Source organism: Arthrobacter sp. StoSoilB13 (genome assembly GCF_019977255.1).
Taxonomy (GTDB): Bacteria; Actinomycetota; Actinomycetes; order Actinomycetales; family Micrococcaceae; genus Arthrobacter.
This window is the reverse complement of the sequence record NZ_AP024649.1, coordinates 144,494-160,630: the sequence shown is the minus strand read 5'-3', so window position 1 is coordinate 160,630 and position 16,137 is coordinate 144,494. Positions and strand designations below refer to the sequence as shown.

The 16,137-nt window shown below is 62.7% G+C and carries 15 protein-coding genes and 1 pseudogene; 1 reads left to right on the top strand and 15 read right to left on the bottom strand.

What is annotated here, in order from left to right; translation table 11 throughout:
- The 8 genes from LDP01_RS19235 to LDP01_RS19200 form a co-directional block, all read right to left on the bottom strand.
- Complete coding sequence (locus LDP01_RS19235; protein WP_224094638.1) at positions 1-360, bottom strand: VOC family protein; 360 nt, start codon at positions 358-360, stop codon at positions 1-3.
- Positions 361-364: 4 nt separating this feature from the next.
- Positions 365-625: a DUF4235 domain-containing protein gene (locus LDP01_RS19230; protein ID WP_224094636.1), complete on the bottom strand. Its 261-nt coding sequence runs from the start codon at positions 623-625 to the stop codon at positions 365-367.
- Positions 626-717: 92 nt separating this feature from the next.
- On the bottom strand, positions 718-894 hold the full coding sequence (locus LDP01_RS19225; protein ID WP_224094634.1) for a CsbD family protein: 177 nt from the start codon (positions 892-894) through the stop codon (positions 718-720).
- Positions 895-982: 88 nt separating this feature from the next.
- Positions 983-1,672, bottom strand: coding sequence for a dihydroxyacetone kinase phosphoryl donor subunit DhaM (gene dhaM, locus LDP01_RS19220; protein ID WP_224094632.1), 690 nt, complete (start codon positions 1,670-1,672; stop codon positions 983-985).
- Positions 1,669-2,331: a dihydroxyacetone kinase subunit DhaL gene (gene dhaL / locus LDP01_RS19215; RefSeq protein WP_224094630.1), complete on the bottom strand. Its 663-nt coding sequence runs from the start codon at positions 2,329-2,331 to the stop codon at positions 1,669-1,671. Before dhaL ends, dhaM begins: the two co-directional genes overlap by 4 nt.
- A 2-nt stretch (positions 2,332-2,333) precedes the next feature.
- A complete protein-coding gene (dhaK, locus tag LDP01_RS19210; protein WP_224094629.1) occupies positions 2,334-3,335 on the bottom strand; it encodes a dihydroxyacetone kinase subunit DhaK in 1,002 nt (333 codons plus the stop codon).
- Between the two features lie 382 nt (positions 3,336-3,717).
- Positions 3,718-5,193: an FAD-binding oxidoreductase gene (locus LDP01_RS19205; RefSeq protein ID WP_224094628.1), complete on the bottom strand. Its 1,476-nt coding sequence runs from the start codon at positions 5,191-5,193 to the stop codon at positions 3,718-3,720.
- Between the two features lie 147 nt (positions 5,194-5,340).
- The gene (locus LDP01_RS19200; RefSeq protein WP_223947527.1) at positions 5,341-5,850 is read right to left on the bottom strand and encodes an amino-acid N-acetyltransferase; all 510 of its coding nucleotides are present in this window, start codon (positions 5,848-5,850) and stop codon (positions 5,341-5,343) included.
- Positions 5,851-6,031: 181 nt separating this feature from the next.
- Here LDP01_RS19200 and LDP01_RS19195 point away from each other — a divergent pair, with 181 nt between their 5' ends.
- The gene (locus tag LDP01_RS19195; RefSeq protein WP_224094627.1) at positions 6,032-7,270 is read left to right on the top strand and encodes a Fic family protein; all 1,239 of its coding nucleotides are present in this window, start codon (positions 6,032-6,034) and stop codon (positions 7,268-7,270) included.
- Positions 7,271-7,293: 23 nt separating this feature from the next.
- Here LDP01_RS19195 and LDP01_RS19190 read toward each other — a convergent pair whose 3' ends face one another.
- The 7 genes and pseudogenes from LDP01_RS19190 to lysS all read right to left on the bottom strand — a co-directional run bounded on the left by LDP01_RS19190 (position 7,294) and on the right by lysS (position 16,085).
- Positions 7,294-9,402, bottom strand: a complete 2,109-nt coding sequence (locus LDP01_RS19190) for a S9 family peptidase (protein ID WP_224094626.1) — start codon at positions 9,400-9,402, stop codon at positions 7,294-7,296.
- Between the two features lie 120 nt (positions 9,403-9,522).
- A complete protein-coding gene (locus LDP01_RS19185) occupies positions 9,523-9,930 on the bottom strand; it encodes a glycosyltransferase (protein ID WP_224094625.1) in 408 nt (135 codons plus the stop codon).
- Positions 9,931-9,958: 28 nt separating this feature from the next.
- Positions 9,959-10,759 carry a glycosyltransferase gene (locus LDP01_RS19180; protein WP_224094624.1) on the bottom strand — a complete coding sequence of 267 codons (801 nt, stop codon included), beginning with the start codon at positions 10,757-10,759 and terminating at the stop codon, positions 9,959-9,961.
- Positions 10,760-10,914: 155 nt separating this feature from the next.
- A complete protein-coding gene (locus LDP01_RS19175; RefSeq protein ID WP_224094623.1) occupies positions 10,915-13,407 on the bottom strand; it encodes an ATP-dependent Clp protease ATP-binding subunit in 2,493 nt (830 codons plus the stop codon).
- Positions 13,408-13,922: 515 nt separating this feature from the next.
- A complete protein-coding gene (locus LDP01_RS19170) occupies positions 13,923-14,249 on the bottom strand; it encodes a histone-like nucleoid-structuring protein Lsr2 (RefSeq protein WP_223947524.1) in 327 nt (108 codons plus the stop codon).
- A gap of 129 nt (positions 14,250-14,378) precedes the next feature.
- Positions 14,379-14,552 carry a hypothetical protein gene (locus LDP01_RS19165; RefSeq protein ID WP_216922753.1) on the bottom strand — a complete coding sequence of 58 codons (174 nt, stop codon included), beginning with the start codon at positions 14,550-14,552 and terminating at the stop codon, positions 14,379-14,381.
- A gap of 2 nt (positions 14,553-14,554) precedes the next feature.
- A pseudogene (lysS, locus tag LDP01_RS19160) lies at positions 14,555-16,085 on the bottom strand (lysine--tRNA ligase).
- Between the last annotated feature and the right edge of the window lie 52 nt (positions 16,086-16,137).

Here is a 16,137-nt window from a genome sequence, read left to right as displayed (position 1 = left end):
TTAGGAGACGCACAGGCAGAACGGATGTCCGGCCGGGTCAAGGAACACCCTGAAGGTGGTCCCTGGCTGGTGCTCCGCCTTGCTTGCCCCCAACGAAAGAGCCACTTCCTCACCCTTGTCCAGATCTTCCACCATCAGATCAAGGTGCATCTGCTGGGGTACCGTTTGCCCCGGCCATTCCGGTGCGTGATACGACTGGACCTGTTGGAAAGCAATGCAGTTGTTCCCATCGCTGGGACGGATCTCAAACCAATCAGTTTCGCCTTTGACCTCCCAGCCCAGCAGTTCGCCGTAAAAGGCGGCAAGGGCGGGCGCATCCGGACAATCGATAACAACACTCGGGTATCGGGCTATTGCCATTTTGCTAAACCTCGTCTGCCGTTTTCTTCATTCGGGCCAGCGCACTCTTGGTGCCCCTTTGGGTAAGAACGTGAACTACGGCGCCAACGCCCGCGGAAACCACAGCGAACATGAGCACTCCCGGCAAGGAATCGTTCAGATTGGTTCCGTCCTTGGGGGCAGGTTTGCCTGTCTTTTTCTCCCAGAGTCCTTCAAGTGTCTTGTTTGCCAGCACTCCAGCTCCAAGGCTGACTGCCAGGCCGAACAATTTCACCAGCAAATTCACGAAAGAATCCTCCATCTGATCGTGCGGGGTTTGCCCTGCCAAACACAAAGGAAGGCAGGGCCGCTGCAACCGCAACGGCCCTGCCCGAATTCCTAGTCGTGCTTGAAAGCGTCCTTTACCTTTTCGCCGGCACCTTTGAGGTCGCTCTTGACCTGCTCGCCCTTGCCTTCGGCTTCCAGGCGCTCGTTGTCAGTGAGCTTTCCGGCGGCTTCCTTGGCCTTGCCTGCGATCTTCTCGCCAGCGTTCTCCATCTTGTCGTCAGCACCCATGCCCGCACCTCTTCCTTGTAGTGAACCTGTACCTCTACAACATCACTAATCAGTGTACTTAGCAATATTTGCTCCTGACGAAGGCGGGTCAGATCTCCCCGAAACCTTCGCCCACCAACCGCCCAACATACTGAACTGCCTTTGCGGCGTCCTTGCCACGGGCCTCCACTCGCAGGGTTGCACCCTGGCCGGCGGCGAGCGCCATGAGCGCCATCATGGACGTTCCGTCGACGTCGTTGATTGTCACCTCGGCGTCAAGGCCGGACAGTCCACCGGCTATCTTGGCCGCAGGCCGCGCGTGGATGCCCATGGGATTAATGAGCTCGAAGTCGCCTGCAGCATCCGGTTCCCGGGACTCTGAAAGACTGTCCGGCGCTTCCGTGCCGGCAGAAGCCCGGAATCCCACCGCTTCGGCAGCCTTACGCACGTCTTCAGCGCCCGCCCCGCCCTGCGCCGCGACTGCCGCGGCCACAAGCCCTTCAACCAAAGGCGCGTCGGCGAGCAGGATAGCGTCGGGGTCGCTGGCGAACTCGATCGCAGACTCAGCTGTCATTACTGCCGAGCCCAGATCCGTCAGCACCACCACGCCCTCTCCTCCGGCATCAACCAGTGACTGCTCGACGGCGGCAAGCACCTTCTCGAGGCTGGTGCCAATGCGTTCGTCGTCGGTGCCCCCGGCGGCGACGAGTTCGACGTCGGGCGCCATCTGGGCGGCGAGTTCCACAGCGCCCTCAGCGATCTTGCTGCTGTGGGAGACAACCACAATCCCAACCGTCATACGGCGTCGGTTCCCGTGTTTCCTGCGGAGCCGGCCGCTGCTGCTGCCGCGGCGCGCAATAGCAACGCCGTTGAGGCCGCTCCTGGATCACGATGCCCCGCGCTCCGCTCCCCGAGGTAACTTGCGCGGCCCTTGCGGGCCACCAACGGATCAGTGGCCACGGCCCCCACTTCGGCCGCCTCGGCAGCAGCCTGCAGGACGGCGAGTACATCGCCGCCATCGGACGCCGCGTTCTTGGCTGCCTCAACTGCGGGCGTCCACGCGTCAACCATGGTCTTGTCCCCTGTTTCGGCTTTGCCGCGCGCCACCACTCCGTCGCGGGCAGCCGCGAGCGCGGAAGCCAAAGCATCGGCGTCGATGTTAGTGGAATCGCCGAGCGATGTGGCCGCCCGCAGATATGCCGTCCCATACAGAGGCCCCGCAGCTCCGCCCACCTTGGACATCAAGGCCATCGCCGCCGCTTTGAGGGCAGCTCCCGCAGTTTCCGGCGGCGTCTCATCCAGCTTCTGCAGGACGGCCTGGAATCCACGGTCCATGTTCTCGCCATGGTCGGAGTCGCCGATTGCGCGGTCCAGTTCAATCAATTCCGTTCGGTGTTCTGCCATAGCCTTCGCCGAAAGCTTCAGCCAGTCCACTGCCCAATCAACGCCCAGGCCCATGCTCACGCTCCCCAACGGAGGGCAGCGGTGTGGACGGGAGCATCCCACAACTGCACCAGTTCGTCGTCGAGGCGCAGCACGGACACCGAGCACCCCTGCATTTCAAGTGAAGTCACGTAGTTCCCCACGAGTGAGCGTTCCACGGATGCCCCGCGCTCCGCGAGCACCTGGGCGGCCCTTCGGTAGACGATGTAGAGCTCGCTCTGCGGCGTGCCGCCCATGCCGTTGACGAACAGCAGCACCCTGTCCCCGGACGAGATGGCGAGATCCTCAAGCACGGGTTCCAAGAGACGGTCGGTGATCGCGTCGGCGCTTTCCATGGCGATCCTGTGGCGTCCAGGCTCGCCATGGATACCGATGCCGATCTCGATCTCGTCCTCCGCCAGCTCGAAGCTCGGCGTACCCGCGTGCGGAACCGTGCAGCCGGAAAGCGCCACTCCCATGGTCCTCACGTTGGCAGCGACCCGCTCCGCGATGGCGGCGACGGCTTCAAGACCGTCTCCGCGTTCAGCGGCGGCACCGGCAATCTTCTCCACGAGGACCGTCCCGCCCACTCCACGGCGGCCCGCCGTATACAGCGAGTCCTCCACGGCGACGTCGTCGTTGACCAGCACCGAACGCACGTGCACGCCCTCTACCTGTGCCATCTCTGCGGCAGTCTCAAAGTTCAGGACGTCCCCGGTGTAGTTCTTGACGATATGCACGACGCCGGCACCCGAGTCCACGGCGACGGTCGCCGGTATGATCTGGTCGGGCGTGGGCGAGGTAAAGACGGCACCGGGCACCGCGGCGTCGAGCATGCCGAGGCCCACGAAACCAGCGTGCAGCGGCTCATGGCCGCTGCCCCCGCCGGATACTAGGGCAACCTTGCCCGCAACAGGTGCACCTTTCCGGATGACGTACTTGGGCTCGGGATGGACGTCCACGATGTCGGCATGGGCCATGCCGAACCCCTCGACGGACTCGTCCACCACGGCGCGTGGATCATTGATGAGCTTTTTCATGGGATGCTCCTGGGCGTGCTGTGGCTGGTGCTCTGACCCTACTACCGGCGCCCGGGCACACGGTAGGCCTCGGCGGCGCGAGGACGCCCACACCTGTTAGCCGACACCCATTAAAAGACAGGCAGGGACGGCACCAAAGGCCCGTCCCTGCCGGAATGTCATGCTTGATCCGGGTGATGCCCAGGCTCCGCGCTGGTGGATGGAGGACTGATCTCCGCCTCGCCCCGGGCGTGGAAATCGAGCCAAAATGCCGAGTACAGGTCCGGGTTGGAATGGGCTGTCCCCGGCCAGAAGGATTCATTCGGCCAGGAGCCGTGGGGGATGTCTATCTGGAAAGCTGAAAAGTCCGGAAACGTGACACGATCTTGCACGGTCCGCCCCCTCAACTGTTCAGTACGGCGTCGCCGCCGGCCGTGACGACGTCGTCGAGCAGCACGGCCTGATCCATAACCACCGGCTGCTCCGCGACGGGAAGCCCGACTACGTGCCCAAAGCTGAACATGTTCTTCGGATCCAGTTCCGCCTTCGCCTTCTTCAGCCGCTCCCGTGCGCTGGGACCCCATGCCCGCTCCCTGTCCTCGGCATCCACAAAGTGCCCATGGAGGTTTACAAATGTGCCTGCATTGGCAGCCGGACGAAGGTCTGCGTGCACGGCATCGAAAACTGCCGGCAGCACCCCGACAACAGGAGGCGCGGCAATGGCAACCATGTAGAAGCTGAACGCCGCGTCACGGCCGCCCACAATATCCTCGCCCTCCGAGCTCTTGGCAAGGGCGCCGCCCAGCAGTCGTAGTTCGGCCAGCAACACCGGACTCTCAACGCCCGGACCGAAGTGCCGCAGAATTGCCTCGGACGCCTCCTCGTCCAAACGGTCAAGCAGGAAGCCACGCTCGCGAACGGGGACTGGCTGGTCCGGATCCTGGTGGACTGTGTCGAACTGGCTTGCTTCCAAAGGGCCGGTGGCGTCCATCATGAACGGCGCGCTTCGGCGCATGGGCTCCAGCAGCTCCGCCGCAGCAGCCAGGTCACCCTGGTAGGCGTAGCGGAGGTGGATCACAAACTTTCCCCTCAACGGCTCCGGAATCATTTCCATCTCCGGGAGACGCAAAAACGCCAATGACGCCGATGCCTCCGCCGGCAGCGATGGCACCCACTCCCTAAACGCCTCCAGGACTTCCGGGGCGTGCCCGCCGTCGAAGTACACACCGCCTGCGTAGAGATCGGCGGCTGGGAAGAGGTGGAATTCCATGGCCGTCACAATGCCCAGGTTGCCCTTGCCGCCTCGCAGGAGGAAGAACAGCTCAGGATTCTCGTCCTTGGTAACCCGTAGCTGGGTGCCATCCGATGTGACCAGCTCGAAAGCGATGACATGATCCGAGGCGAAGCCGTACTTACGGCCCAGGATGGGCAGGCCACCGCCCAAGGTGTATCCCACCACGCCGACGTCAGTGGTTGAACCACAGAGGCCCATCAAACCGAAGGTTGCAGCAAGCTCAACCACAGCCTTCCATCGAACACCGGCACCCACCCTGGCAGTCTTCTCAAGGGGGTCGATGCTGAGTTCCAGCATGCGGCGGGTACTGATGAGCATCCCGCCTTCTATCGCGTTTGTTGCACCATGCCCGGTGGACTGGACGGCTACGGGCATTCCCCGTTCCGCAGCCCATCTGATAGCCGCCGAAACGTCCTCTGCGTCGAGGGCGCCGAAGGCAAGATCCGGCTTGTGTTCAGTGGAGAGATTGAAGGCCGCTACCTCGGATTGGAAGCCGGGATCGGCAGGCGTGAACACGGGACCGCGCACGCTGAGTTGGAGTTCTGAAATGCTTGCATTACCTGAAAAGGACGCGTGGGACTGCATGATCTTCTCTCGATTGACCGAATGGCGGAAGCTCCCCAGCAAGCCTCGATCAGTTTATCCATCAACTTTAGATAAGAGAAGGGGTTTAAATCACGCATAATCCGGGCAGGGTTGAACCCCGCACCAGTCGGGTCTTGTTGTGGGTTCTCAGAGGTGCTTGATCATGCGTGTATTGCCCAGGGTGTTGGGCTTTACGCGGGCCAGATCCAGGAATTCCGCCACGCCTTCGTCATGCGAGCGCAGCAGCTCCGAGTACACCTGCGGATCCACGGCCGACTGGTCCTCCATGACCTCGAAGCCATGGCGCTTGAAGAAGTCCACCTCAAACGTCAGGCAGAAGACGCGGCTAACGCCAAGCTCCTTGGCCTTTTCAAGGAGATCCTCCACCAGCACATGCCCCACACCGCGCCCCCGCCACGCGTCCGCAGCCGCGAGGGTACGAATCTCGGCCAGGTCTTCCCACATAACGTGCAGGGCGCCGCAGCCAATCACGTCGCCATCCTGGGATTCGGCAATCCGGAATTCCTGGAGGCTCTCGTAGTACGCCACGGTTTCCTTGGCCATCAAAATCCGCTGCTCCGCCAAGGGCGCGACCAGCCTCTTAATCGCCGCCACATCACTGGTGCGGGCAGGACGAAGGCTAAAGGTCGAATTCACTCCCCCATCCTAGCCACGTGGGACCTGGCCGCGGATTCGTGACCGAGAAGGAGGGGGTTACCAACATTTATGGGTCCATCTGTTGGCAAAGGGCTGTCGTGGCCACGCTTCAGGAGGCCTATCTGGTGGACTGGAAGCCCTTACCAACACTTAGTTTGATAAGTGTTGGTAAGCTGGGTGCATGGCAACACATCCGCGCGTTGGTATTCCGGTCGATCCGGTCTCCTTCGAGACCTTCGACTGGAAGCCGCGAGCGCCGGAGATGTACTCCCGCGCGGAGGTGGAGCGCCAAACCGGTCCTTACCAGGCTGCCGTCACGGCGCCGATAGCCGACTGGACTCCCATCATCTCCAGCGAAGATTCCGCCGATATCGAGGACGCCACTCGACAGCTGGTCGGGTTCGACAAGCACGCGCAGCGGCTCCTTGGTAGAGAGAATCCCGCGCTCGGGCCAATGACGGCGATCCTGCTGCGCACGGAGTCTGCCTCCAGCTCGCAGATAGAACAGTTGACGACGTCCGCCAAGCAGCTCGCTCTTGCCGAGATCGACGAGGGCGGCAAATCCAACGCCCTCACCGTCATCGGCAACGTTCGAGCCATGGAGGCGGCCCTCCAACTGGCCGACGACATCAGCGAGGAGTCCATCCTCGCAATGCACAAGGCACTGATGCTCCACCAGCGCGGCTTCGATCCTGCCGGCGCCGGCCGTTTCCGGGACGAGCAGGTATGGATCGGCCCGGGTCAGGCAGGGCCACGGGTGGCCGAGTTCGTCGCTCCGCACCACGACCGCATTCCCGGCGCGATCACGGACCTGGTTAAGTTCATCGATCGCCATGATGTCTCCATACTCGTCCAAGTGGCGATCAGCCATGCCCAGTTCGAAACGATCCACCCCTTCCCGGACGGGAACGGCCGCACAGGGCGCGCACTGGCGCAGTCGGTTCTCCGTAACAAGGGCCTGGTGGACTCAACCGCCGTGCCGATCTCCGCGGGCCTCCTGGTGGATACCGCACGCTACTTCGCAGCACTGGGCGCATTTCGGGAGGGCGATGCCGGCCTGATCGTCCGCGAGTTCGCCATGGCGAGCCGGATCGCCGCAACTACGGGGTCGCGGCTGGTCGACGACCTTGTCGCACAACTCGAGGAGTCCCGCGCGAAGATGACGGGACTGCGCGCGGACGCGGCGGCCTGGCGGGTGTTGCCCGCACTGATCGGCCAGCCTGCAGTGAACACGAAGTACCTTGTGACCGAGCTCGGACTTGGCGAGATGGCGGCGTTGCGCGCACTCGATGCCCTGACGGACCGCGGCGTACTGACGGAAGCGTCAGGCCGCGGCCGCAACCGCGTGTGGCAGCACCGCGGGATATTCGAAGTCCTCGACGCCTACGCCGCCGGAATTAGCCGTATGTCCGCAGGCTGATCCGCCGCCGCCCGTTCCGGTCTCTAGATCCCCAACTCCTCCGGCAGCGCCACGTCCTCGCCCAGCACCTGCTTTGCCAGGAAGTGCTCCACGACTCCGTACCAAACCTTCGCGTGCTGCGGCTGCAGTACCCAGTGGTTTTCGTCGGGGAAGTAGAGGAACCGGTGCGGGCTCTGGCCGTTGTCGTCCGAGGGCAACTGCGACGAGGACAGCAGTTCGTACCAAAGCCGCAAGCCCTCGCCGATCGGGACGCGATAATCCTTGTCTCCGTGGATCACGAGCATTGGCGTCTTGATGTTGCGCACGTTGAGGTGTGGCGAGTTCTCCATCGCCATCTCCACCGTCATTTCCTTCAGCCAGTATTGTGCGGCGTCGGTGGTGGGGCCGAACTGGTCCAGGGCCCACAAACTCGCGTGGGTCACGATGGCCTTGAAACGGTCGGTCTGGCCGGCAACCCAGTTTGCCATGTAGCCTCCGAAGGACCCGCCCATCGCCGCAGTCCTTGACCCGTCGATGTCCGCCCGCTCAACTACGGCGTCGGTGATGGCCATGAGGTCCGAGAAGGGCTTCTTGCCCCATTCGCCCCAGCCGCGCTGGATGAATTCCTGGCCATAACCCGTGGACAGCGCAGGGTCAGGCAGCAGCACGGCGTAGCCCTTTGCGACCAGCAGCCAGGGATTCCAACGCCAGGTCCAGGCGTTCCATGAGCCCAGCGGTCCACCGTGGATCCACAGCAGGAGGGGAGCCGGGTTATCATCGGAAGCCCCTTCAGGGAGCGCCAGGTACGCTGGCACGCGGGAGCCATCCTCCGCCGTCGTTTCCACGCGTTCGAGGCGCCCCTTGTACCTTGGCCGTTCCGCGGGTGCCTGCAACCTCACCACTTCTCCGGAAGCGAGGTCGATCCGTACAGCTTCAGGGGGAAACCCGTAGGAACTCCGCAGCGCGTAGGCTGTGGTTCCGTCCGGCGAAACCACGACGTCGGAATACGCTGCAGCGTCTTTCGTCACCCGTGTGACCCGCCCGTCGGCGACGTCGATCCGGAAAAGCGGCGACGCGCCGTCGTCGTCCGCTTTCACCAGGATGGCATCGCCTTGCGGGAGCCACGCCAAGGCAGTTGCCCAGCGGTCCCATTGGTGCGCGAGCGGCTCCAGGTCAGTCGTTTCGCTGCCTGATACGTCCAGCAGGTGCAGCTTGACCTGCGGCGCCTGCGTGGGCGTGGTGTCACTCTCACTCTCCACTACCAGCGTGCGGTTGTCCTGGCTGACGGGACCAGGGAAGTAGCTCATTCCCTCGCGGTCCAGAAGCACCTTGACGGTTCCTGTGGCGACGTCGACGGCGGCCAGCACCTCACGGCTGTTGGCCTTGGCGAGGGCTTTCGTGAGGCTCGTGTAAATAGTCTTGCCGTCCGGACTCACCACAGTTTTGGCTTCCCGCAGCGAGCCTCCGACGCCGGGCGTCAGGTTCCTCAGTTTGAGCGGCGTTGGCGCGTCAATGGTTGTTGGCTTGCCGTGCTCCTTCGCCTCGCCCGGCTCCACGGCGAACAAACGCGGTTCGGCAGGACCCAGGTCGGCGTCCCAATAGCGGATCGGGTAGCCACTGTGCAGGATGGCGGACACTTTGTTGTCTTTGCGGGCCTTGCGGCGCTCCTCGTCGTTCTCCTCATTGCTGGAGCCTGCCAAAACCTCGGCGTTGACGAATATGGCATCCGCATTCTTTGCGGCCATGACGGAACTGATCCCGCCGGCGCGCGAGTGCACAACCCGGGCCTCGCCGCCATCGGCGGGGAGCAACCACAATGCGTTCACCGGATCGGCGTCGGGATCTGCGCTCTCGGGGTCGGGGCGGGAGGACGTGAAGTAGAGGTCGCCGTTCGCGGCGAAGGCGGCACCGGCCTCACCCTTGGCACTCCGGGTGATCCGACGGGCATGGCCCTGACCGGTGGGGTCTATCTCCCATAATGCGGTGACGAACTCAGTGCCTTTGCCATTGAGGGTTGAAACGGTGGTGACCAGGCGCTTGCCGTCCGGGCTGAGCGTGAGACCACTGACCCGGGGGATGGAGAGGTAGTGATCGATGTCGTGGAATGGAGTTTCAGGCGCCGTGCCTGGGCTTGGGGTGTCAGTCGAATCCATGCTCCGATTCAACACGCATTGTGTCGCGGATCACAGGGTAGTTCACTCTTAGTGAAACACTACTTTCAGATATTCGCCCGCCGCTCCCAACTGGGTCGCATTTAAGCGCGTTATGGGGGCTCATAACGCGCTTAACTGCGACCCAGTTGGGAGGTTGCGGAGCGTCTGCAGCACGGCGGAGGTCCCGTCTTCGTTCCCGATCCGCGCTGCGAGGATTTTTGCCCGGGCTGCGTAGGACGGGGTGCTGACAGCTTCCCGCATGGCGTACGCCAATCGCTCAACGGTGAGCCCCTTGTAGGGAACCGGCCGGGGCCCTGCGCCGAGGGCAGCAACCCGGGCAGCCCACAGCGGTTGGTCCGTATACACCGGGACGCAGACCGTGGGGACACCAGCGCGGAGGCCGGCAGCGGTGGTGCCGGAGCCCGCATGGTGCGCGACTGCCGCCATCCTCGGAAACAACCATTCGTGCGGGACCGCACCGATGCCGATCGCATCATCGTCCAAGAGGTCCCCCGCACCCTGCAGCACCGCCCTGACGCCTGCCCGCCTAATGGCCTCAAGAACGAAACCGGCCTCCAGCGCAGCGCTGCTTCCAAACCCGACGAACACCGGCGGTGGCCCTGCGGACAGAAAGTCCTCCAGTTCCGCGGACGGACTCCATTCCGGCTCGGGCGCCGGCCACCAGTACCCCGCCATGACCAACCCAGCGCGCCAGTCCGCCGGTCGCGGTAGAACTGTGGGGCTGATCCCATGGAGGACCGTGCTGCTCGCCCTGGCTCGACGTCGCTCGGCAGCTTGGCGTGACAGCTTCGGCAGGCCCCAACTCGTGGCGAAGCCTTGCACTCGGGGCATCATAGGGGGCAGGTCCGGCCAGGACCCGCTCGCCAATAATCCGGTTGCCCAGCCCGCCCAGGTTCCGGGCGGACCCCAGCAGCACAGGAGGGTAGTCTGCGCTGGGTTCCACCGGCTGCAGATGCGCGCCCACCGCTGGAATTCCAACCGCTTCAGCGACGTCGTAGGCATATGGCGCCACGGAATTAGCCAGGATGACGTCCGCACCCGCCTCAACCGCAGCCAGGGTCCCGGTGGCCGCTTGATCCATGTACTCGCTCAGCTCCCGCCAGGTGGTGAGCATGCCGCCGGACGACTTTGCTCCACCCGGTGTAGCACGCTTGATGATCCTGGCAAGGTCGCCGGGAAGAGGACGATACTCACACCCGGACCTGACCACGAGGTGCGCGTACGCGGGGTTGGCAGCGATGGACACCTCGTAGCCCAGCTTTTGCAGACGACTGCCGAGCCCTGCCATGGGGGCGACATCTCCGCGCGTCCCCGGACTAATCATCAATACTCGCATGCACCCCTCCATTGCAGTTCTTGACTCTCCATAGCCACCCTAAGGGCACACCGGCACCCAAAACTCCGGGGACCAACGCACTCGGGGCGCCAACACAAATGCCCCGCCCACTCCTTTCGGAATGGACGGGGCAGTTGGCTTACGTTCCGTACGCCTTATGCGGTAGGAGCGATTTCCGGGATCCGCGGCTTGGCGTTGCCTGCAAACGTGAACTTGGCGTCGTCACCTTCGCCGTCCACATCCACCACAACGATGTCACCGGAGTGCAATTCGCCGAAGAGGATCTTCTCGGAGAGCTGGTCCTCGATCTCGCGCTGGATAGTGCGGCGCAGCGGCCGGGCACCCATTGCGGGATCGTAGCCACGGGTGGCCAGAAGAACCTTTGCTGCCGTGGTGAGCTCGATGCCCATGTCCTTGTCCTTAAGGCGGCGCTCCAGCCGGGTAACGAACATGTCCACGATCTCGATGATCTCGTCCTGGGTGAGCTGCGGGAACACCACGACGTCGTCAACACGGTTGAGGAACTCGGGGCGGAAGTGCTGCTTGAGCTCCTCCGTGACCCGGGCGCGCATCCGGTTGTAGCCAGTCTGGGTATCCGTGCCGGACTGGAAGCCCGTAGCGACGCTCTTTGAGATATCGCGGGTACCCAGGTTGGTGGTCATGATGATCACGGTGTTCTTGAAGTCCACCACGCGGCCCTGGGAGTCGGTCAATCGGCCATCTTCCAGGATCTGCAGGAGCGAGTTGAAGAGGTCCGCGTGGGCCTTCTCAACTTCGTCGAACAGGACCACGGAGAATGGACGGCGACGAACCTTCTCGGTCAGCTGGCCGCCTTCTTCGTAGCCGACATAGCCCGGAGGTGCACCGAAGAGACGCGAAACCGTGTGCTTCTCGGAGTACTCGGACATGTCCAGCGTGATGAGGGCATCCTCTTCACCGAACAGGAACTCGGCAAGGGCCTTGGCGAGCTCGGTCTTGCCGACACCCGTAGGCCCGGCGAAGATGAACGAGCCACCGGGACGCTTGGGGTCCTTCAGGCCTGCACGTGTGCGGCGGATAGCCTGAGACAGGGCCTTGATGGCCTCGTCCTGGCCGACGACGCGCTTGTGCAGTTCGTCTTCCATCTTGAGGAGGCGCGAAGACTCTTCCTCGGTGAGCTTGAAGACGGGAATGCCGGTGGAGTTCGCGAGGACCTCGGCGATCAGGTCTTCATCAACCTCGGAGATGTCATCCATGCCGCCGGACTTCCAGTTGCGTTCCTTCTCAGCACGTTCGGCAATGAGCTTCTGCTCTTTGTCGCGCAGCGAAGCGGCACCCTCAAAGTCCTGGGCGTCGATGGCGGATTCCTTCTCCATCTTGACGTCGGCAATGCGCTCGTCCATGGCCTTGAGCTCCGGCGGAGCGGTCATGCGGCGGATACGCAGGCGTGCACCGGCTTCATCGATGAGGTCGATCGCCTTGTCCGGCAGGAAGCGGTCCGAGATGTAGCGTTCGGCCAGCTGCGCGGCTGAGGCGAGGGCGCCGTCGGTAATCGTTACGCGGTGGTGTGCCTCATAGCGGTCCCGCAGGCCCTTGAGGATCTCGATCGCGTGAGCGACGGAAGGCTCCTTGACCTGGATCGGCTGGAAGCGGCGCTCAAGGGCAGCGTCCTTCTCAATGTGCTTGCGGTACTCATCCAGCGTGGTGGCACCAATTGTCTGGAGTTCACCACGGGCAAGCATCGGCTTCAGGATGGATGCAGCATCGATGGCGCCTTCAGCAGCACCGGCACCAACGAGGGTGTGGATCTCGTCAATGAAGAGGATGATGTCGCCGCGCGTGCGGATCTCCTTGAGGACCTTCTTCAGGCGCTCTTCGAAGTCACCACGGTAACGGGAGCCGGCAACCAGTGAACCAAGGTCCAGCGTGTACAGCTGCTTGTCCTTGATGGTCTCCGGGACGTCGCCGCGGACAATCGCCTGGGCAAGGCCCTCGACGACGGCCGTCTTACCGACGCCGGGCTCACCGATCAGCACTGGGTTGTTCTTGGTGCGGCGGGAGAGGACCTGCATGACGCGTTCCATCTCCTGCTCGCGGCCGATCACGGGATCGAGCTTGTTCTCGCGGGCAGCCTGGGTGAGGTTGCGTCCGAACTGGTCCAGAACCACCGAACCTGCCGGGGTTCCCTCCGGCTGGCCCTGGCTGGAACCCGAACCCGCGGTTTCCTTGCCCTGGTAGCCGGAAAGCAGCTGGATGACCTGCTGGCGGACCCTGTTGAGGTCCGCCCCAAGCTTGACCAGTACCTGGGCAGCAACGCCTTCGCCCTCGCGGATGAGGCCGAGCAGGATGTGCTCGGTACCAATGTAATTGTGGCCGAGCTGCAGTGCTTCGCGGAGCGAAAGCTCAAGCACCTTCTTGGCGCGCGGGGTGAAGGGGATGTGCCCGGACGGAGCCTGCTGGCCCTGGCCGATGATCTCCTGCACCTGTTCGCGGACGCCATCGAGCGAAATGCTCAGGGATTCAAGCGCCTTTGCGGCAACGCCTTCACCCTCGTGGATCAGACCCAAGAGGATGTGCTCGGTACCAATGTAATTGTGGTTGAGCATCCGTGCCTCTTCTTGGGCAAGGACAACCACGCGACGGGCACGGTCCGTAAATCTCTCAAACATTTCGCCACACTCCTAGCTACGACGTACTTTGATGCTACGTGCCGAAGCCCGACTTTTGGAGCGTGTTCGCCACAGGGGAAACATGACGCCCAGTGGAATAAACCCGGCACCCCCTTCGCGGCACCGAGGCCTGCCCGGCGGAACGCCTGTCCCACGCCCGTGCCGGCCTCGGGGAGGACGTGGTCAGCCATCCAGGACAGCGGTTGGCCGGAGAACGCCTGCCGCCCGCTGACGAGGCGCATTGGCGAGGGCGCTTTGACCAGTCGTTTTGAGCAGGGCGCTTTGACCAGTCGTTTTGAGCAGGGCGCTTTGACCTGTCACTTTGACGAGGCGGCTTTGACCAGTCGTTTTGACCGGTTCCAAAAGGTCGCATAATGCCAACCGTGGGCCCCGGAACGATTCACGGAATATTCCAAGGCCCGGTTCAGGCACCCCCCGGAAGGCCTGACAACAAACTATGGGCTTAAAAAGCCAATGCCCCGGCAGAAGCTGCCGGGGCATTGAAGGCGGGTGAATCAGGAATTGGCCTTCTGGTACGCTTCCTGAATTTCAGCCTGAATACGTCCGCGGCTGTTTACGGTGTAACCGTTGTCACGAGCCCATTGACGGATCTGTGCCGAATCCTGGTTTCGGGTTGCAGTCGCACGGCCACGTGTTGCACGGCCCGAAGAGGTCTTCCTGGCCTTGGCTACGTAGGGCTCCAGTGCTTTGCGCAGAGATTCTGCGTTAGCCGTGGACAAGTCCATCTCGTAGCTAACGCCGTCCAGCCCGAAACGGACAGTTTCGTCCGCTGACCCTTCATCCAGGTCATCGACGAGGATGATTTTAACTTTCTGTGCCATGAGTAGCCTCTCTTTTGGAGGGTTGGATAATCAGAAATTTGAGGGTTCCTATTCCTGATTATCGTTCACGCCAAGCACGCACGTCAAAGGCACTTTTGGGTTTCCTGCTAAGGCCACCCAATTTGCAGGCTATTTAGCTGCCGGGCCTTCACCCTCAGGGCCGGAATTCCGCAAATTGGCCTCGGCTTGGGCCCGGGCTTCCGCCTGCCGCTCGGATTTGTCCGCATTGAAGATCGACTTCATGGCAAACCAGAAGATCAACCCAACAACGATCGATGGCGCCAGGACTGCGATGTATTCCATGATCAGTGTCCTTCAGGCTTCAGCAAAGGGAACAGAATGGTTTCGCGGATACCTGCGCCAGTGAACAACATGACGAGGCGATCGATGCCGAGCCCGATACCACCCATGGGTGGGGCACCGTATTCAAGGGCGCGAAGGAAGTCTTCGTCCAGTTGCATGGCCTCTACGTCGCCGGCAGCAGAACGGCGTGACTGCTCCGTAAGCCGTTCGCGCTGGATAACGGGATCAATGAGTTCGGAGAAGGCCGTGCCACGCTCCATGCCCCCGATAATCAGGTCCCATGCCTCGATGAGCCGGCCGTCTTCGCGATGCGGACGCGCAAGCGGTTGGGCGGACGGAGGGTAGTTGTAAACGAACGTCGGGTTCAGCAGTGTGGGTTCCACAATCTCGCCAAAGAGCTCAACCACGATCTTCTCCGCGTCCCATTGCGGGTCCACCTTGATCTCGTGCCTGGCAGCAATGGCCAGCAGTTCATCCACCGTGGTGTCGGGAGTGACTTCAACGCCAACCGCTTCAGAAAGCCCCGGGTACACCGCAACCCAGGCCCATTCGCCGTCGAGGTTGATCTCGCCTGCATCCGTCTGGATCGTGCGGGTGCCAACCACGTCCGCGACGTTCAGGATGATTTCCTTCATGCGCTCGGCCATGACGAACTGGTCAGCCCAGGCTTCGTAGCACTCAAGGGTGGTGAATTCGGGGCTGTGCGTGGAGTCCACGCCTTCGTTGCGGAACACGCGGCCCATGTCGTAGACACGGTCGATGCCACCCACTACCGCGCGCTTGAGGAAGAGTTCCGTGGCGATGCGCAGGGTCATCTTCTGATCGAACGCGTTCATGTGCGTCTCGAACGGACGGGCCGTTGCACCACCGTGGACCAGCTGCAGGATGGGAGTCTCCACCTCGACGTAGCCGTGGCGGTCAAGGGTGTCGCGGACAGACCTCGTGATGGCAGCACGCTTGTAGACCATCTCGCGCGCTTCATCGCGGACGATGAGGTCCACGTAGCGCTGGCGAACACGGGTTTCTTCGTTAAGCTCGGCGTGCAGGACCGGGAGCGGGCGCAGGGGCCTTGGAGGCCATGGACCAGGAATCGGCCATGACGGAGAGTTCACCACGGCGGGAGGAAATGACTTCACCCTTGATGAACACGTGGTCGCCAAGGTCAACCAGGGCTTTCCAATCGGCCAGCCCTTCCTCGCCCACATTGGCCAGGCTCAGCATCGCCTGGAGACGAACGCCCTTGCCGTCAACGCCACCTTCCTGGAGGGTGGCAAAGCAGAGCTTGCCGGTGTTTCGTACGAACACGACGCGGCCGGTGACGCCTACGATGTCACCAGTGGTTTCGTCGGCTTCCAGATGCGCATACTTTTCGCGGATCTCGCTCAACGAATGCGTCCGCTCAACGCCCACAGGATAGGCCTCTGTGCCACGTTCGATCAGCTTGGCGCGCTTGTCCATCCGGATACGCATCTGCTCGCTGGCATCGATGGGCTCTGCGGAGGTGTTCAGGGCTGGGGTGTTTGCGGAAGTCACAGTCCTTAAGTTTACCGGTGATTACGGGCCTCTATTTCCGGGACATAGACTC